This is a genomic window from Streptomyces sp. YIM 121038, assembly GCF_006088715.1.
Classification (GTDB): Bacteria; Actinomycetota; Actinomycetes; order Streptomycetales; family Streptomycetaceae; genus Streptomyces.
The window spans coordinates 733667-758125 of the sequence record NZ_CP030771.1; the positions used below are offsets into that span (position 1 = coordinate 733667).

Annotated in this window: 23 protein-coding genes; 13 read left to right on the plus strand and 10 right to left on the minus strand. The window is 74.1% G+C overall.

What is annotated here, in order from left to right; all coding sequences use genetic code 11:
* Positions 1–109 precede the first annotated feature (109 nt).
* The 3 genes from C9F11_RS03190 to C9F11_RS03200 form a co-directional block, all read right to left on the minus strand.
* The gene (locus tag C9F11_RS03190; protein WP_138957812.1) at positions 110–655 is read right to left on the minus strand and encodes a YceI family protein; all 546 of its coding nucleotides are present in this window, start codon (positions 653–655) and stop codon (positions 110–112) included.
* Positions 656–760: 105 nt separating this feature from the next.
* Positions 761–1432, minus strand: coding sequence for a molybdopterin-dependent oxidoreductase (locus C9F11_RS03195; RefSeq protein WP_138957813.1), 672 nt, complete (start codon positions 1430–1432; stop codon positions 761–763).
* A 212-nt stretch (positions 1433–1644) separates the two neighbouring features.
* Positions 1645–1839, minus strand: a complete 195-nt coding sequence (locus C9F11_RS03200) for a hypothetical protein (protein ID WP_138965970.1) — start codon at positions 1837–1839, stop codon at positions 1645–1647.
* Between the two features lie 213 nt (positions 1840–2052).
* Here C9F11_RS03200 and C9F11_RS03205 point away from each other — a divergent pair, with 213 nt between their 5' ends.
* Positions 2053–2679 (plus strand): hypothetical protein, encoded by a 627-nt coding sequence (locus tag C9F11_RS03205; RefSeq protein ID WP_249401572.1) that lies wholly within the window; start codon positions 2053–2055, stop codon positions 2677–2679.
* 37 nt (positions 2680–2716) lie between these two features.
* On the opposite strand, the gene C9F11_RS03210 is transcribed toward C9F11_RS03205, so the two are convergent.
* Complete coding sequence (locus C9F11_RS03210; RefSeq protein WP_138957814.1) at positions 2717–3400, minus strand: GntR family transcriptional regulator; 684 nt, start codon at positions 3398–3400, stop codon at positions 2717–2719.
* A 126-nt stretch (positions 3401–3526) separates the two neighbouring features.
* Here C9F11_RS03210 and C9F11_RS03215 point away from each other — a divergent pair, with 126 nt between their 5' ends.
* The 9 genes from C9F11_RS03215 to C9F11_RS03255 all read left to right on the plus strand — a co-directional run bounded on the left by C9F11_RS03215 (position 3527) and on the right by C9F11_RS03255 (position 13552).
* Positions 3527–4531 (plus strand): phosphoglycerate dehydrogenase, encoded by a 1005-nt coding sequence (locus tag C9F11_RS03215; protein ID WP_138957815.1) that lies wholly within the window; start codon positions 3527–3529, stop codon positions 4529–4531.
* Positions 4532–4755: 224 nt separating this feature from the next.
* Complete coding sequence (locus tag C9F11_RS03220; RefSeq protein WP_138957816.1) at positions 4756–5562, plus strand: TIM barrel protein; 807 nt, start codon at positions 4756–4758, stop codon at positions 5560–5562.
* A complete protein-coding gene (locus C9F11_RS03225) occupies positions 5559–6332 on the plus strand; it encodes a hypothetical protein (protein WP_249401573.1) in 774 nt (257 codons plus the stop codon). The genes C9F11_RS03220 and C9F11_RS03225 overlap by 4 nt, the downstream gene beginning before the upstream one ends.
* Positions 6320–7639, plus strand: coding sequence for a 3-oxo-tetronate kinase (gene otnK / locus C9F11_RS03230; RefSeq protein WP_138957817.1), 1320 nt, complete (start codon positions 6320–6322; stop codon positions 7637–7639). The genes C9F11_RS03225 and otnK overlap by 13 nt, the downstream gene beginning before the upstream one ends.
* Positions 7636–8985, plus strand: a complete 1350-nt coding sequence (locus C9F11_RS48475; RefSeq protein WP_249401574.1) for a class II aldolase/adducin family protein — start codon at positions 7636–7638, stop codon at positions 8983–8985. The genes otnK and C9F11_RS48475 overlap by 4 nt, the downstream gene beginning before the upstream one ends.
* The gene (locus tag C9F11_RS03240) at positions 8982–10331 is read left to right on the plus strand and encodes a TRAP transporter large permease subunit (RefSeq protein WP_138957818.1); all 1350 of its coding nucleotides are present in this window, start codon (positions 8982–8984) and stop codon (positions 10329–10331) included. The genes C9F11_RS48475 and C9F11_RS03240 overlap by 4 nt, the downstream gene beginning before the upstream one ends.
* A gap of 75 nt (positions 10332–10406) precedes the next feature.
* Positions 10407–10673: a hypothetical protein gene (locus tag C9F11_RS03245; RefSeq protein WP_212767792.1), complete on the plus strand. Its 267-nt coding sequence runs from the start codon at positions 10407–10409 to the stop codon at positions 10671–10673.
* Positions 10674–10677: 4 nt separating this feature from the next.
* Positions 10678–11523, plus strand: coding sequence for an aminoglycoside 6-adenylyltransferase (locus C9F11_RS03250; RefSeq protein ID WP_138957819.1), 846 nt, complete (start codon positions 10678–10680; stop codon positions 11521–11523).
* A gap of 178 nt (positions 11524–11701) precedes the next feature.
* On the plus strand, positions 11702–13552 hold the full coding sequence (locus C9F11_RS03255; RefSeq protein WP_171075621.1) for a serine/threonine-protein kinase: 1851 nt from the start codon (positions 11702–11704) through the stop codon (positions 13550–13552).
* Between the two features lie 12 nt (positions 13553–13564).
* On the opposite strand, the gene C9F11_RS03260 is transcribed toward C9F11_RS03255, so the two are convergent.
* Positions 13565–14359: a LysR family substrate-binding domain-containing protein gene (locus C9F11_RS03260; RefSeq protein ID WP_138957821.1), complete on the minus strand. Its 795-nt coding sequence runs from the start codon at positions 14357–14359 to the stop codon at positions 13565–13567.
* A 105-nt stretch (positions 14360–14464) separates the two neighbouring features.
* Here C9F11_RS03260 and C9F11_RS03265 point away from each other — a divergent pair, with 105 nt between their 5' ends.
* The 3 genes from C9F11_RS03265 to C9F11_RS03275 all read left to right on the plus strand — a co-directional run bounded on the left by C9F11_RS03265 (position 14465) and on the right by C9F11_RS03275 (position 17266).
* Positions 14465–14863, plus strand: a complete 399-nt coding sequence (locus C9F11_RS03265; protein ID WP_138957822.1) for a DUF5997 family protein — start codon at positions 14465–14467, stop codon at positions 14861–14863.
* Between the two features lie 159 nt (positions 14864–15022).
* The gene (locus tag C9F11_RS03270) at positions 15023–15850 is read left to right on the plus strand and encodes a pentapeptide repeat-containing protein (protein ID WP_138957823.1); all 828 of its coding nucleotides are present in this window, start codon (positions 15023–15025) and stop codon (positions 15848–15850) included.
* 183 nt (positions 15851–16033) lie between these two features.
* A complete protein-coding gene (locus C9F11_RS03275) occupies positions 16034–17266 on the plus strand; it encodes a cytochrome P450 (RefSeq protein ID WP_138957824.1) in 1233 nt (410 codons plus the stop codon).
* A gap of 82 nt (positions 17267–17348) precedes the next feature.
* On the opposite strand, the gene fabD is transcribed toward C9F11_RS03275, so the two are convergent.
* The 5 genes from fabD to C9F11_RS03300 are packed head-to-tail and all read right to left on the minus strand — an operon-like array spanning position 17349 to position 24380.
* Entirely contained in the window at positions 17349–19259 is a 1911-nt protein-coding gene (fabD, locus tag C9F11_RS03280; RefSeq protein WP_249401575.1) for an ACP S-malonyltransferase, read from the minus strand.
* A 4-nt stretch (positions 19260–19263) separates the two neighbouring features.
* A complete protein-coding gene (locus tag C9F11_RS03285; protein WP_138957825.1) occupies positions 19264–21627 on the minus strand; it encodes an enoyl-CoA hydratase/isomerase in 2364 nt (787 codons plus the stop codon).
* Complete coding sequence (locus tag C9F11_RS03290) at positions 21615–22880, minus strand: hydroxymethylglutaryl-CoA synthase (RefSeq protein ID WP_138957826.1); 1266 nt, start codon at positions 22878–22880, stop codon at positions 21615–21617. The genes C9F11_RS03285 and C9F11_RS03290 overlap by 13 nt, the downstream gene beginning before the upstream one ends.
* A 20-nt stretch (positions 22881–22900) precedes the next feature.
* Entirely contained in the window at positions 22901–24124 is a 1224-nt protein-coding gene (locus C9F11_RS03295) for a beta-ketoacyl synthase N-terminal-like domain-containing protein (protein ID WP_138957827.1), read from the minus strand.
* A 1-nt stretch (position 24125) separates the two neighbouring features.
* Positions 24126–24380: an acyl carrier protein gene (locus C9F11_RS03300; protein WP_138957828.1), complete on the minus strand. Its 255-nt coding sequence runs from the start codon at positions 24378–24380 to the stop codon at positions 24126–24128.
* Positions 24381–24459 lie beyond the last annotated feature (79 nt).

Here is a 24459-nt window from a genome sequence, read left to right on the forward strand (position 1 = left end):
GTGTCAATGATAGGTCAACGCCTTCTCCCAGAGGGGTAGTTGGCGATGACGGATGCCGCCCGGGCGGCGAGGGGGTGGAGGGGAGAGCCGTCCGCGCCTCGTGGGCGCGTCAGGACCTGCGGACCGCCGTCACGTCGAACTCCAGGGTCACCTTCGGGCCGACCATGAGGGTGGTCATGCTGTTCCAGTTCACGCCCCAGGTACGGCGGTCGATGGTGGTGCTGCCCGTGAAGCCGAGCCGGACGCCGCCGTCGGGGGCGGTGGCGGCGTCGGCCAGGGCGACGTCCAGGGTGACCGGTGCGGTCACGTCCCGGATGGTCAGCTCTCCGGCCACCTTGTAGCGGGTGCCGTCGACCTGGCGTACGTGGACCGAGGTGAAGGTGAGGGCCGGGTGGTGGTCCGCGTCCAGGAACTTGTCGCGCAGCAGGTCGTCGCGTTGCTGGTTGCGGGTCAGGATGCTGGCCGCGCTGATCGTGAGCCGGGCGCTCGACCGCTCCGGACGGTCCCCGTCCAGGACGGCGCCGCCCTCGAACTCGCCGAACTCCCCGCGCACCCGGGTGGACATCGTGTGCCGGGCGACGAACCGGATCCGGGTGTGCGCGGTGTCGAAGACGTAGTCGCCGGTCAGCTCGCTGAGCTCCGTGATGGTGGGCATGGTGGTCACTCCTGGGCAGGCGAGAGGTGGTTGGTCCCAGGAGTACGACGAGACGGCCCGGCGGAATGTGAGGTCGCGGCCTCGCCCTTTTGCCGGGCTGTGTCCTCAGCGCGGCCGGGTGCGGCTGCCCCGGGCGCTCAGGGCGCGGATCGGCCCGATCAGCCCGCGGTAGACCGGCCGTACCACCCGGCCGGGAAGGTGGCGGTGGCGTTCCTCCTGCCAGACCCTCCCCCGCTGATGTGCCGCGATGGGCGACCACCGGTCGGGGTCCGGCGGCGCGGTGGTGTGGAACTCCATGCGGCAGAGGTGCTTGGTGCTGATGAAGCCGTACTGGCTGGGGCTGACGAGGCGCAGCGGAGCACCGTGGTCGCCGTCGAGCGGCCGCCCGTCGAGCCGGTCGGCGATGAGCACGTCCTCGGCCCGCGCGTCCTCGAGCAGAGCGACCGAGCGGTAGCCGTCAAGGCCTTCGAAGACGACGTGGCTGATCACGGTGTCCGGCGCGAGCAGTGGTACGACGTGGGTGCGGTAGACGGCCTCGAAGGCGACCCCCTCCCACAGCAGGCCGGTCGCCGACCACCCGGCGACGCAGTGGAAGTCGGCTCCCAGCTCGCGCCGCGGCAGTTCGGCGAGGTCGCCCGTGGTCAGGGTGACGCCCTTGGCCAGGGCTCCCCCGATCGTGATCACCGGCTCCGCGGGCACGGGCGGTGGCGGGTGATGGAGGTGCGTACCGAAGCGCGGGAATCCGTCGACGGCACGTTGGCCTGGGGGAAGCGTCATGTCGGTCCTCCACTGAGCGCGTGTCACGTGGTGTCGCCTGAGAGGTGCGGCTGCGCGTACGGATCGCTGGCCACAGTCTTCCCTTCACGGTCGAGCGCGTCGATGGTCCGTGCGCGGACTCGTCGTGCGGCTTTTCCGGGCACGGGTGGCGGAGGAGGTGAGGTGTCGAGGCCTGCGCGGGAGGGGACGGCGCGCTTCCGGCGCCGTGGGGCTCAGAGGCCCAGGTCCGCGGCGAGGCAGTTGAAGGTCTTCCAGGAGCTTTCGGGGTTGTAGTCGTGCCGGGCCGGGTCGTCCGGTGTCGCGGTCTCTTCCTCGACCATGTCCTCGAAGCGGATGCGCTCGGGCAGCTTGCCGAAGCGCTCCTGGCGCGCGACGGCGGCACTGTCGATGGCGTTCTGGCCTTCCATGGTCGAACTCCGTTCGGTCACGTCCAGCAGTGTGTGGGATGACTTTCCCACGCCACCCGTCACCGGTCAAGGGGGTGACTCATGGAGGGGGCGCACCTCCGGAAGCGAGCCCCGCCCCACCCCGTGGCGCGACCCGCACCTTAAAGTGGCCGGTCGGCCGTGGCCCAGTGGGCCACGGGCCGTTGTCGCGGATTTCTCAGCCAGGAGCTCTTCTTGTCCATACGTGCAGGCGTGCCGTCGTACGCCCCCTCCGTCAGGCCGTCCCTCGTGGTGGCCGGTCTCGCCGTCGCGGCCTCGCTGCTGGCCGGAGCCCCGGCCCACGCGGGGGACGGCGGCGGGGCGCGGGCCGCCGCCCCGCTCGCGTCCCCCGTGCCCGCGCCCGCGCGGACCGTGGTCACGGAGGGGCAGGTGAAGGAGGCGGGGCCCGGCGGCAGCCTGCTGTACCCGAGCGTCACGAGCTGTCTGACCCTCACGGTCCAGCTGCGCCCGGGCGGCGCGGTGGGCGCGCACGCGAGCCTCTTCCAGGTGCCGGGCGAACTGCGCTCGGATCAGATCCTGGACCGGATCAAGGCGGTGGCGGGCGGTCGCGCGGTGACCTCCGTGGACGTGCGGGGCGCGGTCGGCGCCTGGCACCCGGGCTACTTCACCAAGGCCATCGAGAGCTACGGCGAGGGCGAGGAGGTGCCCGTGCCCACGGGGCAGGACGCCGCCGGGATCGCGGCCGCCGTCGCGCGGGGGCTCGGCGTACCGACGCGCCTGGTGACGGTCACGGACGTACCCGACGGCGACCAGATCGCCGAGGTCCCCCGGATCCGGAGCGGAGGAGCCCCCCGGAGCTGAAGCGGGACCGCCCGCGCCGCAAGGTCCTGACCGGCCGTCAGGCCGTCTCCACCGCCTGGCGGTCGGTCAGGGCGCGGGCCTTCGCGTTCTCGATGTGCCGGCGCATCAGCTTCGCCGCCCCCTCCGCGTCCCCCGCCGCCATCGCCTCGTGGACGGCCCGGTGCTCGCGCGCCGGTGACTCGGCCTCGGACGAGCCCAGTTCCGTGAAGAGCCGGAAGCGCTGGACATGCCCGCCCAGGGAGCGGTAAGCGGCCTCCAGGAACGGGTTGTCGCACTGGGCGGCGATGCGCAGGTGGAAGCGCTCGTCGGCGGCCCAGTAGGAGCGCACCGAGGCCGAACGGGGCGCGTCCGCACAGCGCTTGAGCGCGTCGATGCTCTCCTCCAGCTCCGCCAGGAACTCCGGCGTGGTGCGGCGCGCGGCCTCGTGCGCCATCGCGGGCTCCAGGACGAGCCGCGCGTCCATCAGCTTGACCAGCTCGCGCTCGGTGAACAGCGGGGCGACGCGGTAGCCCTTGAGCGCCTCGCGCCGTACCAGCCCCGTGTGTTCCAGGCGGGCGAGGGCCTCGCGCAGCGGCGTCTGGCTGACGTCCAGCTCGCGGGAGAGCGCCCCGATGTTGAGGGGCTGCCCCGGCGACCACAGGCCGTCCATGAACTGCCCCAGCAGCACCTCGTACATCTTGTCGGCCAGGGGTTGCCGGGCGGACGGGCGCGTCGTAGCCATCGTGCCTCCTTCGCTGCCCGACCTTAGCGCAGCTCCTCACCCCTCTTGATCACCTCTTGATCGCCGCTGAATCCTATACTATTTTGCTTATCACTATAGTATAGCCAGCGATCGTGGAGGATCCCGATGCCTGACGACGGCTCGTACGTGCTCGTGACCACGGCGTATCTCCAACCCGGCGACGAAGTCGACCAGTTGCTGCGGAGGGCAGGGCTCCGCACCGTCTTCGCGCGGCCCGACGACCGGCGCGCGGCGGGCCGCTCGCTGCGGGCGGCCGTGGCGGACGCGGGTGCCGCGGGCATCGTGGCGGGGACCGACGCGTTCACCGCCGAGGTGCTCGGGGCCTCCCCCGGCCTGCGGGTCATCGGCCGCTGCGGCGCCGGATACGACAACGTGGACGTGGCCGCGGCCACCCGGCGCGGCATCGCCGTGACCCACACCCCCGGCGTGAACCGGCAGTCGGTCGCGGAGTACGTGCTCGGCCTCCTGGTCGGCTGCGCGCGGGGCATTCCGCGCAGCGTCGCGGACGTACGGGCGGGCGGCTGGTCCCAGCCCAGCGGGCGCGAGCTCGCGGGCGCCACGCTCGGCGTCGTCGGGCTCGGCTCGATCGGCAGGACCGTCGCGCGGCTCGGCCTGGCGCTGGGGATGCGGGTGGTGGGCCACGACCCGCGCCCGGACGCCGGTTTCCTCGCCGAGACGGAGGTCGAGGCCCTGCCGCTGGATGCCGTGCTCGCCGCGGCGGACTTCGTCACGCTGCACCTCGCCCTCGACGCCTCGACCCGCCACCTGATCGACGGCGCGGCACTGCGGCTGATGCGGCCCGGCGCGTACCTCATCAACACCGCGCGGGGCGGTGTCGTCGACGAGGAAGCCCTCGCCGACGCGATCGCCTCGGGCCATCTCGCGGGCGCGGCCCTGGACGTGACGGAGCGGGAGCCGCTGCCGCCGGACTCCCGGCTGCGGGCCTTCGACAACGTCCTGGTCACCGGGCACATCGCGGGCGCGACCGTCCAGGCACGGGCCCGCTCCGGCCGCTCGGCGGCGGAGCAGGTCATCGCGGTGCTGTCCGGGCACGCACCCGAGCACGTGGTGAACCCGGGGTGGGCCGCGGGACGGGCGGGGGTGCGGTGATGGGGGTGGCTGGGCGGCCGCTGGGTGGGTCGTCGGGTGGGCCATCGGGTGGGGCACAGGGTGAGTCGTCGGGTGAGCCGTCAGGTGGGCCACTAGGTGCGTCGCCGGGTGGGTCACCGCGGCTCGGCCCGGCAGATCCGGGAGGGGCGGAAGCGCCGCGGCCCGGTCCGGGAGGGGCGGGGGCGGCCCAGCCGCGCCCTGGGGCGCTGCGGCTCGGTCACGGGGTGGAGGGGCCTCTCCTCGCGGCCAATCTCAAGTGGCTCTTCACCGAGCTGCCCTTCGAACGGCGCTTCGCGGCGGCGGCCGACGCGGGCTTCGCCGGAGTCGAGTACGCGGCGCCCTATCCGTACCCACCGGCGCGGCTGCGCGCGTTGCTGCGTGCCGCGGGGCTGCGCCAAGTGCTCATCAACTCCCCTGCTGGTGAACCCGGTTCACCCGAGCGGTCCGGGGTGGCCTGTCACCCGGGGCGCACGGCGGACTTCCGCGCCGGGGTCGAGCGCGGCCTGGAGTACGCCACCGAACTCGGCGCCGGACTCCTGCACGTGCTGGCCGGGGTCGTGCCGCCGGACGTGAGCGCGGAGCACGCCTTCGACACCTACGTCACCCACCTCGGCTGGGCCGCCGAGCGCGCGCACGGCACCGGGGTGCGGCTCGTGATCGAGGCGCAGAACGGCCGCGACGCGCCCGGCTACTTCCTGCGCACCCAGGCCCGGGCCGCGGCCGTCGCCCAGGCGGTGGGGCGCGACCGGGTGGGGCTGCTGCTCGACCTGTACCACGCGCGGATCACCGAGGGGGATCCGGTTCGCGCGCTGCACACGTATCTGCCGTACGCCCTGCACCTCCAGCTCGCCGACCCGCCCGACCGCACCGAGCCGGGCACCGGCGACATCCCGTGGCCACGCGTCGTCGCCGCCCTGCGCACGGCCGGGTACCAGGGCTGGGTCGGATGCGAGTACGCGCCGGTGGACGGCACCGTGGCAGGGCTCGGGTGGGTAGCGGAGGTCGCGGCGTCGGCGGAGGTGACCCCGTGAACGGGAACGGCCGCGCGCGCGGTCCCGGCGCACCCGGCGTCCGCATCGCCCTGGTGAGTGCCACCGCGGCGGCCGTCGGACCCGCCGTCGCCGGGCTCGGCGCCGCGTTCCCGGAGGCCCGGCCGTGGAATCTCCTCGACGACGCGCTGCTCACCGACGCCGACGCGGCCGGTGGGCTCACCCCTGCGCTCGCCGACCGGATGCGGCGGCTCATCGCGTACGCCGTCGAGGGCGGCGCCCGGGGCGTGTTGCTGACCTGCTCGCTGTACGGGCCGGTCGCGGCCCGCGCGGGCGTGGAGGTTCCGGTGCTCGCCGCCGATGCCGCCGCCTTCGCCGCGGCCCTCGGCGGCGGTCACCGCGAGGTGCTCGTCCTCGCCACGTTCGCGGCGGCCCTCGACGACTCCCTCGACCGCTTGCGCGCGGCCGCGCGCGCCGCCCGCTCCCCCACGCGGATCGTGGGCCGGGTCATCGCGCCGGGAACCGTGCCGGACCCCGGTGCCGCCGACGCCGTGCTCCTGGCCCAGTACTCCTTGGCTCCGCACGCCGACGCCCTGGCCGAGGCCCTCGGGCTGCCCGTCCACGCGGGACCGCACGCGGCGGCCCGCGCGCTGCGCGCGGCCGTCAAGAACGCCGCCGTCAAGAACTCCGCCGCGCCGAGCGCCGCCGCGCCGAGCACCGCCGCCGCGCCGAGCGGCGCCGAAGGCCCCGAGGAAAGCCCCGTAGAAGCCGGGGAACGCCCCCTGGAAGGAGACACCCCGTGCTCGGAGTGATCGCGGACGATGTGACCGGGGCCTGCGACGTCGCCCTGGCCCTGCGTGAGAGCGGGCTGCGCACCGTCCTGTACTTCGGTGTGCCGGGCCCGGACGTGCCACCGCCCGACGGCTGCGGAGCCGTGGTCATCGCCCTCAAGAGCCGCATGACCCCGTCCGCACAGGCCGTCACGCGGTCCCTCGCCGCGCTGCGCGAGCTGCGCGCGCACGGGGCCCGGCGGATCTACTTCAAGTTCTGCTCGACCTTCGACTCCACCGCGGACGGGAACATCGGGCCGGTCCTCGACGCGCTCGCCGACGCCCTGGACGTGCCGGTCGTGCTGCTCACGCCCAGCTCGCCGCAGCACGGCCGCACGCAGTACGAGGGCCATCTCTTCGTGCACGGCGTGCCGTTGGCCGAGTCCCCGATGCGCCACCACCCGGTGACGCCGATGACGGACTCCTCCCTGCCCCGGCTGCTGCGCGCCCAGACGCGGCGGCCCGTCGAACTCCTGCGGTGGGACACGGTGCGCGCGGGCGCGGCGGCCGTCCGCACGGCCGTCGACGGCGCGGCCACGCGCGGGGTGCGCTATCTGCTGGCGGACGCGCTCGACGACGAGGACCTGCGGACGCTCGGCCGCGTGGCCGCCGACGCACCCCTGGCGGCCGGTGCGGCCGGCCTCGCCGAAGGGCTCGCCGCGGCCGTCCCGGGCAGCGGCGCGGCCCCGTACGAGGAGGCGGACCCGCTGTCCGTCGGGCCCGCGGCCGTGCTCTGCGGAAGCTGCTCGGCCCGCACCCTGGAGCAGCTCGACGCGCTGCGCGCCGCGGACCGGCCGACGCACCGGCTCGACCCCGTCGCCGAGCCGGATCCGGCGGCCCTGGCCGCGCGGGCCCTGGCCTGGTACGACGCGCTGCCGACCGGCCCGTCGCGGGGCGCGCCCGTCGTCCACTCCTCCGTACCGCCCGGCGAACTGGACGCCATTCAGCGGCAGTTGGGGGCCGAGCGGGCCGCCGCCGTCCTGGAGGAGGCCACCGGGCGCGTCGCCACCGGGCTCGTGGCGCGCGGGGTGCGGCGTGTGGTCGCGGCGGGCGGGGAGACGTCGGGCGCCGTGGTGGCCGCGCTCGGCGTCACCGGTGCCCTGATCGGCAGGGCCGCGGCGCCGGGCGTGCCCTGGATCCACCCCACGTCGGGGCCCCGGATCGCGCTGCTGCTCAAGTCCGGAAACTTCGGCGGCCCCGACTTCCTCACCGCCGTGTCGGGGCCGCCGCCGGATCAGCCCCCGCCGCCCCCTGCCCCGCACGGACGACGTCAAGGAGCCCGCCCATGACCACCGCCTCCGCCCCCTCCCTCCCTTCCTACACGGCGGGGCGCGCGGCCGTCGTCACCACCGCCCGTGCCCTGGCCGCGCGCGGCCTCGCGCACGGCCGCACCGGCAATGTGTCGCTGCGCACCGGCGACGGCCGGATCCTCGTCACCGCCACCGGCGCCGACCTCGCGGCCCTGGGCCCCGGCGACCTGTCGCTCGTCGACGCCGACGGCCACCACCTGGACGGGCCCCCGCCGTCGAAGGAGGCCTTCCTGCACGCCGCCGTGTTGCGTGCCCGGCCCGACGCGCGCGCCGTCGTCCACACGCACTCCCCGCACGCCGCCGCCGTGTCCTGCCTCAACGGCCTCGACGCCGACGACGCGCTGCCGCCGCTCACCGCCTACCACGCGCTGCGCGTCGGGCGGCTCGCGCTGGTGCCGTACTTCGCGCCCGGCGACCGTCAACTCGCGGTCGCGGCCGAGGAACGCGCCCGTACGCACGCGGCGCTGCTGCTGCGCCACCACGGCCCCGTCGTGGCGGCTCCAGGGCTCGACGCCGCCCTTGAGGCGGTGGAGGAGCTGGAGCAGACCGCGCGGATCCTCCTGCTGCTCCGCGGCACCGACCATGCCCGGCTCACCGAGGAGCAGCGCGCCGCGCTGCGGCCGCGACCACCGCGCCCGGTCGCCCTGTTCAGCGCGCTCGCCGTCAAGAAGGCCCTCGACGACTCCGTCCTGGAGTCCTTCACCAGTACGGCCGGCGTCGACGTCGACGGCGTGTACGAGCCGACGAACGTCCTGCTCCGGAAGATCGAGGCGGGCGGGCGCCCCGACGTGCTGGTCGGCGTGACCGGAGCCCTGGCGGAGCTGGCCGCCTCCGGGGTGCTCAGCGCGTCCTCGCTGCGGCCCCTGGCCCGGGTCGGCATCGGCGTGGCCGTGCCGCCGGGCGCGCCCGCCGTGGACATCGCGAGCACCGGCGCGCTCGTCCGGGCCCTGACGTCCGCGCGTTCGGTGGCGTACTCCCGCACCGGTGCCAGCGGCGTCGCGTTCGCCGCCCTGCTCGACCGGCTCGGCATCGCGGAGGAGGTCAACTCCCGCGCCACCGTGGTCGAGAAGGGCTTCACGGCGCTCGCGGTGACGGACGGCCGCGCGGACCTGGCGGTGCAGCAGCTGAGCGAGCTGCGCTTCGTGCCGCGGGCGCGCGTGGTCGGGCCGTTGCCCGAAGAGGTCCAGCACTACACCGAGCTGTCGGTGGGCCTCGGCGCGCACGCCGCGGGCCGCGCCGAGGCCGCCGCGCTGCTGCGCCACCTCACCTCCGCCGCGGCGCGCGACGCGTACCGGGCGGCCGGTCTGGAAGACCCACGCCGGTGAACGCGATCCTCGCCCTGGTGGCGTTCATCGGGGTCATCATCGTGTGGAACGTGGCGTTCAAAAGGAACATAGGCGAGGCCATGGTCCTCGGGTTCCTCGCGTGCGCCGCGTTCGGGGGTGCGGACGCCCCGCGCGTGGCCCGGGACAGCCTGGTCGCGGGCCTGAAGTCGGAGATCACGTTCGCGGCGCTCGCGTTCGTGTTCGTCAGCGAACTGCTCACCCGCACCGGCCTCGTGCAGCGGATGATCGACATCCTCAGCTCGCTGCTCGGCCGCCGCCGGGGCGGCTCCGCGTACGCGGCGACCGTCGCCTCCGGCCTGTTCGGCGCGGTGGCGCACAACGGCGCGGCGATCGTCGCCACCGTCGGTTCACTCGCCATCCCGTGGATGAAGCGCTCGCGGGCCAGCGGGGAGACGGCCGCGCTCGTCCTGTCGGGGAACGCCGGTGTCGGCGCGACCTTCCCCTTCAGCGGCGCGTTCTTCGTGCTGCTCGCCGCGCCGACGGTGCTGCCCGTGCTGTCCTCGTCCGACGTCGTCGGCACGCTGTTCGTCACCGGGGCGTGGATGGTGGCGATGCGCCTGGTCGTCGCGTACGCGATCGTGCGGTGGCGCGGCGTGGGCACCATGGCCGCGCGGGACATCAGGCCGCTGCGCGCCTCGTTCGGGGCGGGCTGGACCTCGCTGCTCGTCCTGGCCGCCGTGGCCGTGCCCGTGCTCTTGACGTCGGGCCCCGTCGGTGACCGGGCGACGGACCGGCTCGGCGGGCTCGACACCTCGGACGCGGTGCCGCTGCTCGTGTGGCTGCCGGTCGTGATGCTGATCGCCGGGCTCCTCGTGGAGCGCGGGACGCTGCCGCACGGCGGCGCGGCCTGGTGGCGGCTGCTCGGCGAGGTCGGCCCGCAGCTCGGTCTGGTGGGCGTGACCATGGTGTCCGCGTTCGCCGCCTCCGAGGTCCTGGACCGGCTCGGCCTCGGCGCGGAGCTCACCCCGTACCTGGAGGACCTGCGGGACGTGCCTCCGCTGGTGGCCGCCCTGGTCGTGGGCCTGATCCTGGTGATCGTGGCGGGTCCCCTCAACACCACCTCCACGCTCGCGGCCGTCGGCCCCGTCGCCTTCGCCGCGCTCACCGCCTCCGGGATCCCCGCGCACGTGGCCTTCGCCGCGGTCATCGTGTGGGCGTCGTCGGAGGGCTGCTCGCCGCCGGGCGCCGCGCCGCTGTACGTGGCCGCGAGCATCGCCGACATCGACCCCGCCCGGATCTTCCTGCCCGTGGCCCTCTACTACCTCGTGCCGACCTATGTGTTCGGCGTCCTCATCGCGACGGGCGCCCTGTGGATCCCGGGCTGAGCACCTCCGCGACACCCGGAGCACCCCGGAGCGCCTCTGAACCCACCACCCCTTTCACCGAACGGAGCACCCGCCGTGCGCACCTTCCTCCGTCCCTTCCTCCTCGGCGCGACCCGCCTCCTCCTGATCGCCTTCCTCCTCGGCGGCCTCACCGTGGTGGCGGGCCAGACCGTCGCCCTCGCCCTCGGCGACCGCCACCTCATGGAGCTCTTCGGCACGGACGTCACCGAGGTGGTGTGCGTCGTCGCGGGGGCCGCGGGCATCTGCTCCTTCCTCCACTCGTACGTCCACTCGTCCGTCCCGGAGGGGGGCCGGGCCCCGGACGGCGACGCAGTAACGTGACCGCATGATCATTGAATCCGGGGACGACGGGATCGTCGAGCGGGTACGGGAGTGGGCGCGCGGGCGTGAGGACGTCCGGGCCGTGCTGCGGACGGGCTCGCGGGCGCGGCGCGACGGGACGGTGGACGCCTTCTCCGACCACGACATCGAGCTGTACACCACCGACCCCGACCGCTACGAAGACGGCGCGTGGGTCGAGGAGCTGGGCCCGGTCGTGGTGCAGGTCGGCCTCGAAGGGCCGTGGGACAACCCGGCCAGGCTCGTGCTCTTCGAAGGGGACGTCAAGGTCGACTTCCAGGTCGTGCCGGCGGGCCTGCTCACGACGATGGCCGCGGACGGCCTCGACGACCTGCACGAGCGCGGCTACGAGGTGCTGTGGGACCCCGACGGCGCCGCCGCCCGCCTGCCCGCCGCCACGGGCGAGGTGGCGGCGGAGCTCCCCGACGCCGAGGAGTTCGAGGAGCTGTGCGCGGAGTTCTGGTTCGAGATGGCGCATCTGCCGCGCTGTCTCGCTCGGGGCGAGCTGTGGGTGGCCAAGTCCCGCGACTGGACCACCAAGGAACTCCTGCAGAGCGTCGTCGAGTGGCACGCCCTGACCCGCGAGGGCGCCGGCCACGACGTCTGGTACGGCGGCACCCGCATGCGGCAGTGGGCCGCACCGGAAGTGTGGGAGCGCCTGCCCGACACCTTCGGCGGCTTCGCCGCGGCCGACGCCCTGCGCGCCGCCCGCGCGACCGCGGACCTCTTCGCCGACCTGGCCAAGGAGGTGGCCGAGACCCACGGCTTCCCCTACCCCCACAAGGCCGAACAGACCATCCGCCCGGCCTTGGACGCACTCCCCCGGGCCTAGCCCCGGCCGGTGCCCCTGCGCTCCCTGCCCGCTGCCGCGGTGCGGCGGGCCCACGGGACGCGTGGGAGGTGGTCAGGAACGGTCTCTACGGTGCAACTTCGGTCAGGGGCTGCGGAAAGTCGCCAGTGGCTGGATGATGACCCAGCGAGTATCAGGGGGCGCGTTCCGGGGGGTCGCGATGGTTGAGGGCGGGCAGCCATTCGGTGACAGGTTCCAGCTGATCGAGGAGCTGGGGCGGGGTGGCATGGGAGTGGTGTGGCGGGCCGTCGACACGCTCCTCGGGCGCGAGGTCGCCGTGAAGCACGTGCGCGGGCCCGGGCAGGGGGCCGCGCCCCTGGACACCAAGGCCACCGCGCGGCTGCTGCGCGAGGCCCGCGCGGCGGCGAAGCTCAACCACCCGGGCGCCGTCACCGTGTACGACGTGGTGCGCTCCGGCGCCGAGGTCGTCATCGTCATGGAACTCGTCCGAGGGACCACCCTGTCGGCGCTCGTGGCCCGGGAGGGCCCCCTGCCGCCCGCCCGGGTGGCGTCGATCGGGGCGCAGCTCGCCGAGGTCCTCGGCGCCGCCCACGCCCTCGGCGTGATCCACCGTGACGTCAAGCCCGAGAACGTGATGCTCCTCGCGGGCGGCCGGGTCAAGCTGGCCGACTTCGGGATCGCCCGGCTCTCCAGCGACGTCACCACCACGACGAGCGTCTTCGGCACCCCGGCCTACATGGCGCCCGAGCAGATCCGCGGGACGCCCGTGCCCGCCACGGACCTGTGGGCCCTCGGCGTCACGCTCTTCCACGCGGTGGAGGGCGTGTCGCCCTTCGCCCGCCCCGCCGCGGTGGAGTCCATCGCGGCGGTGCTCTCCGACCCGCCGCCCTGGCCGCGGCGCGCCGGGTCCGCCCTGACGGCCGTCCTGGACTCCCTGCTGGCCAAGAACCCGGAGGACCGGCCGCACGTCGCGCAGACCGCCGCGGAGCTCCGGCAGATCGCGGAGGGCCGCGCCACCACCCTGATGGCCGCCCCGACGGCACCCCGGCGTCCGGCACCCGTGGCGAGCGTCTCGCCCATGCCCGCGCCCCTGCCGTCACCGCCGCGGACGCCCTCGCGGCGGCCCGCGCGGCCCGCCTCCCTCGTGCACCCCGTCCTGCCGGGGCTCCTCGGCCTCGGCACGGTCGGCCTGTGGGTCCTGTCCTGGTTCCAGCTCGACGGGCACGCCGTGCTCACCGGGCCGGGCCTCCTGGTGTTCCGTACGCGCCCCTTCGAGACGTGGTGGATCGACGCGGGCCACACCCCCGACGCCTCCGGCCTCGAATCCCCCTGGGCCACCATCGCGGCCGGCTACCCCTTCGGGGACGACGGGGTGCTCAACGCCCTGCTGGTCCTCACCCACCTGCCCTTCCTGGCGCTGCTCGTAGGCTCCTGGGCGAGTCTCGTCTCGACGCGTCGGCGCGCCTGGGCCGGGCTCCTGGCAGGCAGCAGCGTCCTCGCCCTGACCAGCGGTTTCGTCATCAACGGCGTCCACAGGCACTTCGACGCACCCGGCCATGACGTCTGGCTCAACAGCGGGCCCTACCTCCTGGCGGGAGCCGTCGGCCTGCTCGCCGCCGCGCACCTGGCGCGGCACGGCGGGAGGCGGACCCTCTCCCTCGACCGCCGCCACCTGCTTCCGGTGGCGGCCGGTGCCGTCACGGGCGCCGTCGCCGCGGGCATCGCCGTGCCGGGGCTGATGAGCGGCGCGGCGGCCGTGGTGGGCACCCTCGCCGTGCTGCTCTGGGCGGGCCTCGTCCTGCCGCACCGCCTCGCCTCGTCGGTGCTCGGCGGCTGGGCGCTGGCACTGGCCGTTCCGCTGGTCCTCGGGATCACCCTCGCCACGCACCCGGATCCGGCCGCGGCCTCCGCGCCCGTCGCCACCTGGCGCCTGGTCGTCCTCGCCACGGCGGTGGCGGCGGTGGGCTGCTGGGCCCTGGTCCGCTCCCACCAGGCGCGGGAGGCGGAGGCGGCCCACGCCGCCGCGTTCCTGCGGAACCAGCCCTGGTGACGGGCGGCGCCGCTACGGCCTGCGGCGCGGCTTGCCGCCCTTGGCGCCCTTCGGGCCTCCGGAGCCGCGGCGCGCGTTCTTGGCGGACGGCTTGCCCGCCGCCTTGCCGGTGCCCCTGGCGTTCCCCTTGCCCCCGGCCTGCTGCCGTCGCGCGCCGCCCTTGTCCGGGCGCTTCTCCTTGGGCTCGGCGTCGGCGCGGCGGCCCCGGGTGCTGTTGACGGTGCGGCCGCGGACGATGCCGATGAAGTCCTCCACCCTGTCCGTCGTGGCCTCCTGCGGCCACGACAGCGCCACGCGGGACGTCGGGACGTCCGTGACCGTGCGGTAGGTGAGGTCCTTGCGGTGGTGCAGCCGCGCGAGGGACTGGGGGACGATCAGCAGGCCGACGCCCGCCGCCACGAGCTCGATCGCGTCGGCGGTCGTGGCGGGGCGCTCGATGGCGGGGCGCCCCGGCGGGTGCTCCCAGTCCAGGGTGTCGTCCAGCGGGTGCAGCACCAGTTCGTCGTCGAGGTCCGCCACGGCCACCTCGTCGGCCGCCGCGAAGAGGTGGTCCTTGGGGACCACGACCACCGTCGTCTCCTCGTAGAGGGGAATCGCGCTGAGGTCCTCGCCGTCGACCGGGAGCCGTACGAACCCCGCGTCGGCCTCGCCCCTGCGCAGGACCCCGCAGGCCTCCGGCGCGGTCACCTGGAGGAGGGTCAGGGGGATGTCGGGCAGCCGCTCGTTCCAGATGCGCACCCACTTCGAGGGCGTCACCCCGGGGACGTAGGCGAGCCGGAACGCGGGAGAGTCTTCCGAGCCTGTCACCTCGCCAGACTACCGGGCGTAGTCAGTGGCCGACGCACCGGCGGGCGCCGCCGCCACGGGCCCGCCGTGGTCAGCGGTCGCGCATTCGCTCGATACCCTTGCCCTATGACGTCGCACCACTCCACCCAGACCATGAAGCCCGCCACCGCGGCGAAGAAGCTGGGTGTGTACCTCGAAGCCACCCCCGCCGAGTTCCAGGAGGGCGTGGTCTCGCGGACCGAGCTCAACGCGCTGCAGGCCGACCCGCCCCAGTGGCTGCGCGACCTGCGCGCCAACGGCCCGCACCCCCGCCCCGTCGTCGCGGCGAAGCTGGGCGTCTCCGTGTCGGGCCTGGCCCGCGGCGGCGTCACGGAGGCCCTCACCACGGAGCAGATCGACGCGCTCAAGGAAGAGCGCCCCGAGTGGCTGGAGCGCGAGCGCGCCACGCAGGCCGAGGTCCGCAAGGAGACGGTGCGCCTGAAGGCGAAGAGGGCGGAGCAGGCCGAGAAGGCCGACAAGGACTGACCCTGGGGCCGGGGCCCGGGGTGCCTCGGCGCCCCGCCCGGCACCTCCGTCCCCTCCGCTCGCGCCCCGGGGCCGCGTACCGTCACCGTCCGCGCACGAGGGACAATGGAGGCGTACGACCGCCGTACGCCGCCGCCCACCGCATCAGGAGCCACCGCCTTGTCCGAGCGCACCTCGCACGCCGCCCAGACCGACCTGCAGGCCGACTGCGGGAACTGCTTCGGTCTGTGCTGCGTGGCGCTGCCCTTCTCGCGCTCGTCGGACTTCCCGGTGAACAAGTCCGCCGGGACCCCCTGCGGGAACCTCCAGGAGGACTTCCGCTGCGGCATCCACGAGCGGCTGCGCGACAAGGGCTACAACGGCTGCACGGTCTTCGACTGCTTCGGCGCCGGGCAGAAGGTCTCCCAGGTCACCTTCAAGGGCGTCAGCTGGCGCGAGGAGCCGGACTCGGCCCGCGCGATGTACGAGGTCTTCCCCGTCGTCCGCCAGCTCCAGGAGCTCCTGAAGTACACCGCGCAGGCCCTCGACCTGCCCGCGGCCCGGCCCGTCCACCGCGATCTGCGGCGCGCGTACGAGCAGATCGACGCGCTCACCCGGGACACCGTCGAGACCCTGATGGCCGTCGACGTGGACGCCCTGCGGGGTGAGGTGAACCCGCTGCTCCTGCGCGCCAGCGAGCTGGCCCGGGCGGCGGTCCCGGGGCGGAAGAAGAACCACCGGGGCGCCAACCTCATGGGCTCGCGGCAGCGGGGCGCGAAGCTGCGCGGCGCCAGCCTGCGCGGCGCCCTCCTCATCGCGGCCGACCTGTCCGACGCCGATCTGCGCGAGGCCGACCTGATCGGCGCGGACATGCGCGACACGAACCTGTGCGGGGCGGATCTGCGCGGCGCCCTGTTCCTCACCCAGCCCCAGCTGAACGCCGCGCGGGGCGACGCCCGGACGAAGCTCTCCCAGCCCCTGGAGCGCCCCGCCCACTGGGCGGCCTAGTCCCCGCCCCGCCCCGCCGGGTACTCTCCTGCTCTCTTCCTTGTCACGTGCCGCCGGTCCTCCCGGCGGCACTACTGTGACCTGCGAACTCTCATCCAACCGGGGCCGAGGGCCAAGGCGGTGGATCCCTGCGGATCCGCGCCGGGGGGTCCCTCACGCCGGTGCCACCACAAGGAGCACGAGATGACCGGGGGCGTTCTCCCTCAGGAACAGATACCGCTGTTCAACCCCTTCGCCGAAGGGTTCACCGACAATCCCTACCCGCAGTACGCGACGCTCCGCGAAGTCGCCCCCGTCTATCCGCACCCTTTGGGGTTCTGGGTGGTCACCCGGTACGAGGACGTGTTCGGCCTGCTGCGCTCGGGCGCGTCGGTCGAACTGCGTAACGTGAACTCCGGCGCGCTGGAGAACCTGCGACAGAAGGACGAGTCGCGCAAGACCCCGCTCATCGACGGCTTCTCGATGATCGACCGGGACGCCCCGGACCACACCCGGCTGCGGCGCCTGGTGCAGAAGGCCTTCACGCCGAGGTCGATCCAGGCGCTCGCGCCCCGCATCGGCGAGCTCGTCGACGGCATGCTCGACCGGATCGCCGACGAGGGCGGCGCCGACCTGGTGCCCGCGCTCGCGTCGCCGCTGCCGTTCACGGTGATCGCGGACATGCTGGGCGCCCCGCCCACCGACCACGAGCGGATCCGGGAGCTGAGCGGCACGATCGTGCGCTCCCTGGAGCCCGTCGCCGACCCGGCCGTGATGCAGGAGATCGAGAACGCGGACGCGGAACTGGCCGTCCTCACCGCCGAGATGATCGCCTGGAAGCGGCGCAACCCCGCCGACGACCTCATGACGGCCCTCATCGAGGCCGAGGAGGACGGCGACAAGCTCAGCGACGACGAACTGGTCGCGCAGATCCAGCTGCTGTACATCGCGGGCCACGAGACGACCGTGAACCTGCTCGCCAACGGCACCCTCGCGCTCCTTCGCCACCCCGAGCAGCTCGCCGCCCTGCGCGCGGACGCCGACCTGATGCCCAACGCCGTCGACGAACTGCTGCGCTACGACAGCCCGTTGCAGTCGAGCCGGCGCATCACGCTGGAGCCGACCGTGCTCAGCGGCGTCGAGATCCCCGCGGGCGCGATGGTGGTCGCCGGTCTCGCCTCCGCCAACCGCGACGCGGCGCGCTGGGGCGAGGACGCGGACACGCTGCGCCTGGACCGCGAGGGCGCCCGCGCCCACCTGGCGTTCGGCTCCGGCTCGCACCACTGCCTCGGCGCGGCCCTGGCGCGCCTGGAGGCGAGCATCACCTTCGAGCGGATGCTGAAGCGGTTCCCGGACCTGTCCCTGGCCGGTGACGTGACCTGGAACGGCCGCATCAACGTGCGCGGCGTGGCCTCGCTGCCGGTGTCGGTCGGCTGACACGGCTGACCCCGGCACGCGCCTGAGCAGGCGTCAGGGGGCTCACCGCCGCGGCGGTGAGCCCCCTTTGCCGTTCCCGGGGTCAGACCAGGGCGGGCTGGGCGGCCTGCTCCAGGCCCTCGCGCAGCCGCCGCATCGACGCCGCGTTGTTGCCGAACTGGTTGATGGCGAACGCGCCCCGGTAGTCGGGGCCGTAGCCGTGCTTGAGGAAGTTGACGAAGGAGCCGCTGGCGCTCAGGTCGACGAAGTAGTGGCGCGCCGGGTCGCGGAACGCGGTGGCCATCAGCGCGTCGAAGCGCACGCGCCCCCGGATCACGTCCCACGCGTAGTCGTCCCAGCCGGTCAGCGCCGCGCCGTCCAGCTCGCCGGCGTACGCGCACGAATAGACCGGCAGGTCGGGCGAGTTGACCGTGACCGCGCGGCCCAGGCTCCGGCACTCGTGCCGGATGTCGTCGACGAGGCCGGAGTGGAAGCCGTGGCGCACGGGAAGGCGGACGGCGATCACTCCTTCCGCGTCGAGCGCGGCACGGGCCTCGGCGACGCGCTCGGCCTCGCCGCTGACGACGAAGTTGCCGGTGGCCTCGCCGGTGAAGTTGACGCCCGCCAGGGCGAGTCCGGCGAACAGGTCGCGCCGCCGCTGGTAGAGGGAGGGCGGGGCGAGGACGCTCAGCATGCCGCCGGGGCGGCAGCGCGCCTGGAGGAGGTGGGCCTGCTTCATCACGAGGTCGAGGCCGTCCTCGAAGGACATCGCCCCGGCGACGGTGGCCGCGACGTACTCGCCGAGGCTGTGGCCGAGGACCGCGTCGGGGCGGAAGCCCTCCGCGCGCAGGGCCTCGGTGAGGCTCCAGCCGATGCTGTAGAGCGCCGCGTGCGTGTGCAGGACGTCGTCGAAGTCCTGGCCGCGCCGGGAGTCGTCGTACAGGGCCGGCACCAGGGACGTGCCCTGCGCGGCCGCGAAGAGCGCGTCGCACCGGTCCATGGCGTCCCGGAACGCCGGGTGGGTGTCGTACAGCTCCTGGCCCATGCGGTAGTACTGCGTGCCCTGGCCGCCGTACATGAAGACGACCTCGGGCCGCCGCAGGGGCCGGTGGGGGGCGGGGGCCGCCCGGGGCGACGGGGCCGCGGGTTCCTCGAAGGACAGCGGCTCCTCACGGATCTTGGCGGTGAGCTTGGTCAGGACGGTGCCGGGGCCGATCTCCCGGAAGTCGCCGTGGCCGCGCGCCATCAGCCAGGAGAGGGACTCGTACCACCGCACGGGGCTCGATATCTGCCGCACGAGGAGGTCGGAGTAGCCGGTCGTGGGGTACGGCCGCGCCGTGCAGTTGGCGATCACGGGGAGGCGCAGCGGGCGGAAGTCGACCCCCGCCAGATGGCGGGCGAACTCCTCCTGGACGTCGGCCATGCAGCGCGAGTGGAAGGCCGCGCTCACGTTGAGGGGGACGAACCGCGCCCCCGCCTCGGTGTAGGCCCCGCGGACGTCCGGGGCGTGGAGCTCGTCGTAGGCGCCGGAGAGGATGCACTGCTGCCGGGAGTTGATGTTGGCGATGTCGATGCCGGAGTACGGCAGTGCCGCCAGGATCTCCGCGACGCGCTCCTGGTCGAGGTTGACGACGGCGGCCATCGCGCCCTTGGGGGCCCGGCTCATCAGCTCGCCGCGCCTGCGCACGAGGTCGAGGCCGGTCGTGAAGTCGAAGGCGCCCGCGGCGAACAGGGCGCTGTACTCGCCCAGGCTGTGCCCGGCGACGACGGCGGGCGGGGCGCCGCCGGAGTCGACGTGGTCGAGGTACTGCAGGGCGCTGACCGCGTAGAGGGCGGGCTGGGTGTACTCGGTGCGGTTGAGGACCCGGTCGGGGTCGTCGACGCACAGGTCGCGCAGCGAGTAGCCGAGCAGCCGGTCCGCCCGGGCCACGAGGTCGGGGTACTTCTCGAACAGCTCCTTGCCCATGCCCTTGCGCTGGGAGCCCTGCCCGGGGAATACGTACACGGAAGTCATGTGATCACTCAGCCGTCGCGAGAGGTGCCGGTCCGCCAACGGCGGTGTCGGGCGTGGGTGGTGTGCTGTCGGCGGCCAGGGCGCCGTAGGCGGCCAGGCGCTCGGTGAGCAGGGCCGCGGTCTCCCGCAGCAGCCGTTCGGCGATGACGTCGACCCTGCGGCCGCGCCACGGTTCGAGGTCGGTGCCGCGCACCCAGGTGTTGAAGGCGCCGAGGGCGGGGCCGCAGTGGATCTGGTAGTCGACGCGCTGGTCGGCGCCGCGCAGCGCCAGGCGCGTGGAGTGGACGAAGTACCAGCGGAAGACGTGGGCCATCTTCTGCTTGGGGCTGCGCTCGACGTCCGCGAGCCGGGCGGGGGAACGCCGGGCGAGGTACGCCCGGGTCTCCTCCCACACCTCGTCGAGGGAGCGCTTGAAGTACTTGGTCTCCAGGGTGGCCCGGGTGCGCGGGTCGAGGTCGTCGAGGGAGTCGTGGCGTACGTAGAGCTCGTACAGCTTCTGGGCGCGGGCGGGGAAGAACGTGCTCTTCCTGACGGCCTGGACGCGGGCGCCGACCTCGAACATGTCGCCCGCGGGCGCGTACTCGGTGTCGTGCACGCCGAGGCCCTGGAGCAGGTCCTTGACCGCGTCGCTGGTCCCGGCCTCCACGGTGCACTGGTTGATGGAGCCGGTCACGAGGAACTCGGCGCCCAGGGTCAGGGCCGCGAGGGCCGCGTCGGGGGTGCCGATGCCGCCCGCCGCGCCGACGCGCACGGCGGCCTCGCCGCCCTGTGCCGAGTAGCCCTCCTCGCGCGTCACGCGGTCGCGCAGGGCGCGCATCGCGGGCATCAGGACGTAGGCGTTGCCGCCGTCGGTGTGGCCCGCGGAGTCCGCCTCGACGCACAGGTCCTGGGCCAGCGGCAGGCGGGCCCCGAGCGCGGCCTGCTCGGGGGTGACGAGCCCGTCGTCGAGCAGGCGGCGCACCAGGGGTTCCGGGGCGGGGCGCAGGAAGTGCTCGGCGACCTCGGTGCGCGAGACCTTGGCGATGATGTGGTGGTCCTGCCGCAGGCGCCCCTCGGCGTCGGTGCCGAGGCCCGCGAGGCGGTAGTGGACCAGGGGCAGCGTGGGCCGCAGATAGGCGGACGCCTCGACGGAGCGCACGCCGTGGCGCAGGTACAGCTCGACGGTACGGGCCTCCAGGTCCGGGTCGTCCGGGTGGTTGAGGAGGTTCATGCCGAAGGCGCGGCCGGGGTCCAGGCCCTTCCGGATGCGGGTGATCGCGTCGTCGACCTCGTCGAGGGGGAGGCCGCCGGTGCCGAAGAAGCCGAGCATGCCCGCGTTGCCGAGGGCGGTGACGAGGTCGACCGAGGCGATGCCCTTGTACATCGCTCCGGCCGCGTAGGCGTAGTCGACGCCGTGCGCCGCGCGGAAGTGCGGGCTGCCGAGGGCCCGGGGCGACAAGGCGGGCGGCGTGGCGGGGTGCGGCGGGGCGGGGTGCGGGGGCTGTGGTTCCACGGTGGTCTCGCTCGGGGACGGCTGCGGGCGGGGCGGGGGCGCGGGCCGGGCCGCCGGGGCCGTGGCGGGGCCAGGGGCCGTGCCTGGCTCCGGGGGCGCGCTCTCCCAGGGGAAGACGCCCTCCTCGGCGTAGCGCCGGATGGCCCGTACGTTGTCGGGGTCGCCGAAGACCTGGCGGTTGGTGGCGAGCGCGACGTCCTTGGTGTGCTCGGTCAGCGGGGACAGCTCGCGCAGATACGCCTTGTAGCGCGCGACGCCCTTCTTCGACAGGCGTCCCAGGCGCTGGAGGTGGCGCCGCAGGAGCGCGTCGCTGGGTGTGCCGAGGGCGTCGACGAGCCCCCACTCGTGGGCCTGGCGGGCGTCGACGGTCTGGGTGGTGGCGGCGAGGTAGTGGGCGCGCTGGAAGCCGGTCCTGCGGATCAGATAGGGCAGCACGACGGCCGGGATCAGGCCGAAGAGCAGCTCGGAGAGGCTGAAGGTCGCGCTCTCGTCGGCGATCACCACGTCGCACGCGGCGACGAGGCCGACGCCGCCCGCGTTGGCCTTGCCGCGCACGTGCGCCACGGTGAGCACGTCGGCGTAGGCCATGCGCCGGAACAGCTCGTACATCGGCTCGGGGTCGAAGGACGTGTCCCGGCCCGAGCGCGCCGCGTCGCTGATCACGCCGAAGTCGGCGCCGAAGCAGAAGACCTCGGGCAGGCCTTCGAGGACGACGACGGTGGTGTGCTCCGCGCCGGCGGCGCGCGCGAAGACGTCGTCGAGCTCGTGGACGAGCGTGGCGTTGATGGCGTTGCCCGCGTCGGGCCGGTGGATCTGCGCGAAGAGGACGCTGCCCTGTTCGCGGACGCGCAGGGTGGAGTAGGTCAGTCGATCCATGCGTACTCCCGGTGGAACTCCTTGATCGCGCGCAGGACGAGGCGCGGCGACGAGCCCGTGCCGCGCGGTGCGGTCCTGGCGACGAGGTCCTGGTTCACGACGGTGTCGCGGGTGCCGACGCGGACGAAGGCGCTCTCGCGCAGGAGCTGGTCGTACTCGTCGAGGGAGAGCTGGTAGCGCCCGTCGAGGTGGTCCTCGATGCCCATGGCCCGCAGCCGCTCAGCGCCGTCGGGGGTGACGACGCCGCTGTAGAACTCCGAGCAGCAGCCGGATCCGTAGGAGAAGAGTCCGACGCGCCGCGGGTCGGGGTAGCTGCCGGTGCAGATGGTCCCGGCGAGGGAGAGGAAGACCGTCGCGCCCATGATGTTGCCGACGCGGCCGCAGTAGCTGAGGCCCGGGGCGACGCGGCGCTCGAAGTCCTCGGCGACCTCGGCGCCCTTGGCCCCCGCGACCTTGCGCATCATGGTGCGGTGGGCGCCCTTCACCATGCCGCCGAAGGGGGTGTGGAAGGCGAGGTACTGGAAGGTGTCGCGGTAGTCCGCGCCCTCCACCTTGGCCTCGTAGGCGCGGTAGGCCTGCTCGCAGCAGTCGAGGTACGACATCAGGGAGAGGTCGACGTCGCCCGCCTCGCTGTCGGGGGCGGGGCGGCAGGTGTCCATCACCTCGTAGCCGTAGGTGCCGCTGGCGCCGACGTCGAGCTGGAAGACGTGCGGCTCGGCGCTGACCAGCAGGGCCACCGCGCCCGCGCCGCCGCTGGGCTCGGCGTAGGCCCAGTCCTGCGCGGCCACGTCGTCGCCGTCCTCCAGGATGTAGCGCGAGATGTCCGTGGCGATCACCAGGGCCTTGGCGCCGGGCGAGGTGCCCGAGAGGATGAAGTTGCAGGCCATCTGGAGCCCGGCGGTGCCCGCGTAGCAGGCCTGCTTGAGCTCGAACATGCGGCAGTTGCGGCTCAGGCCGAGCTGGTCGTGCAGATAGGTGCTCGCCGACTTGGAGAAGTCGAAGCCCGACTCGGTGCAGGTGATGAGGAGTTCGATGCGGCTCTTGTCCTCCTCGCTCATGCGGTCGAGGAGCGGCCGGGCCGCGTTGGCCCCGAAGGTGACCGGGTCCTCGAAGGGCAGCGCGACCGTCTTCTCCTTCATCAGGAGGTTGTTCAGGCGCGCGAGGTCGAGCTCGCGGTGCCGCGCCAACTGCATGACGTCGAGCACGGCCGAGCCGCCGAACACGTTCATCGCTTCGATACCGACGCGGGACATGGGGTTCGCTGTTCTGCTCTCTATGCGGCGCACGCGCTCAGGCACAGTGCGGTGTTGATGCCGCCGAAGCCCATGCTCAGGCTCAGGCAGTGCTGGATGTCGGCCTCGACGGCCGTCTCGCGCACCCAGTGGAGGGCATCGTCGACGGGTTCGGCGAGGTTGCGCGTGGGGTGCAGCCGCCCGTGCCGCAGTTGCAGCAGGGACGCGGCCGCCTCGACGGCTCCGGCGGCCGTCAGGCCGTGGCCGGTGATCGACTTCGTGGCGTTGACGGCGGCGTGCGTGAGGCCGCAGGCCTTGAGCGCCGCCACCTCGGTCTCGTCGCCCGTCGGGGACGCGGTGCCGTGCGGGTTGACGTAGTCGATGTCCCGGGCGGTGAGCCCGGCGCGGTCCAGGGCCTGGCGGATCGCGGCGCTCTCGCCCGCGAGGGACGGGTTGGGGTTGCGGTTGCCGTCCAGGCGCACGGACCAGCCGCCGATCCGCGCGTACGGGGCGGGGGCGTCGGGGCGGGCGCCCCGGCGCTCGATCACGAGGGCGGCGCAGGCCTCGCCGTAGACGAAGCCGGACCGCGCCGTGTCGAAGGGACGGCAGGCCGCGGCGGGCGCGTCGGCGTGCTCCTCGCCCGCCATGGCACCCATGGCGTGCAGGCCGAGCAGCTCCCAGTACGACAGGTCGGCGAGCGCGCCCAGGGCGACGCACACGTCGACGCGGCCCGCGGCGACGGCCTCGGCCGCCTCGATGACCGCGAGCTGTCCGCTGGCCGACGCGCCGCCCACGGTGTGGGCGAGGCCGCGGATCCCGAAGGCGCTCGTGCACAGGCCGCACAGGTCGGTGTCCAGGTACGACAGGCCGTAGCTGGGCCGCAGGAAGTGCGGCTTGGCCCGGTGCCGGTCGTGGGCCAGGACGAGTTCGCGCTGCTGGAGGTTGCTGCCGCCGATGACGAGCCCGACCCGGTCCGGGTCGTACCCGTCGAGTCCCGCCTCGGTCCACGCCTCTTCGAGGGTGGCGAGGGCGACCTGCCCGGTGAGCGACGCGGTGCGCAGCTCCCGGGCGCCGAGCCGGGTGGGCGGCGCCTGGGCGGGCAGTTCGGCGCCCACGAACCGGGTGCCGGACTGCCGCCCGGGCCGGTCCATGACGGCGAACCGGTGCTCTCCCGCGAACAGTGACCGGGTGAAGGCGGCCTTGCCCCGGCCCACGGCGGTGGTGACGCCGATGCCGGTGACGACGAGCCCTGCGGAGTCGCTCACGTCACCCGGCCTTGACCGCTGCCGTGTCGCTGAGGTGCTGCGCGAGCTCGCCCAGGTTCTGCGGCCCGTGGGTGTCGACCAGGGGTATGTCCAGGTCCATCTCCTCCAGGACGGTCATCACGATCTCCGCGCGGTCCATGGAGTTGGCGCCGAGCGCGTCCAGGGTGTCGGTCTCGGTGAAGTCGTGGTCGGCGAGTTCCGGGAGGATCTCGCGGACGGCGTCGACGATCAGGGCGAAGGTCTTGTCCTTGGTCATGTGCGCGCTTTCGCTCGGAGGGACTTGCGGAGGGGCTTGCGGGGAGGGGTCAGGTCGGTGGCCGGGGCGGGGACGGTGC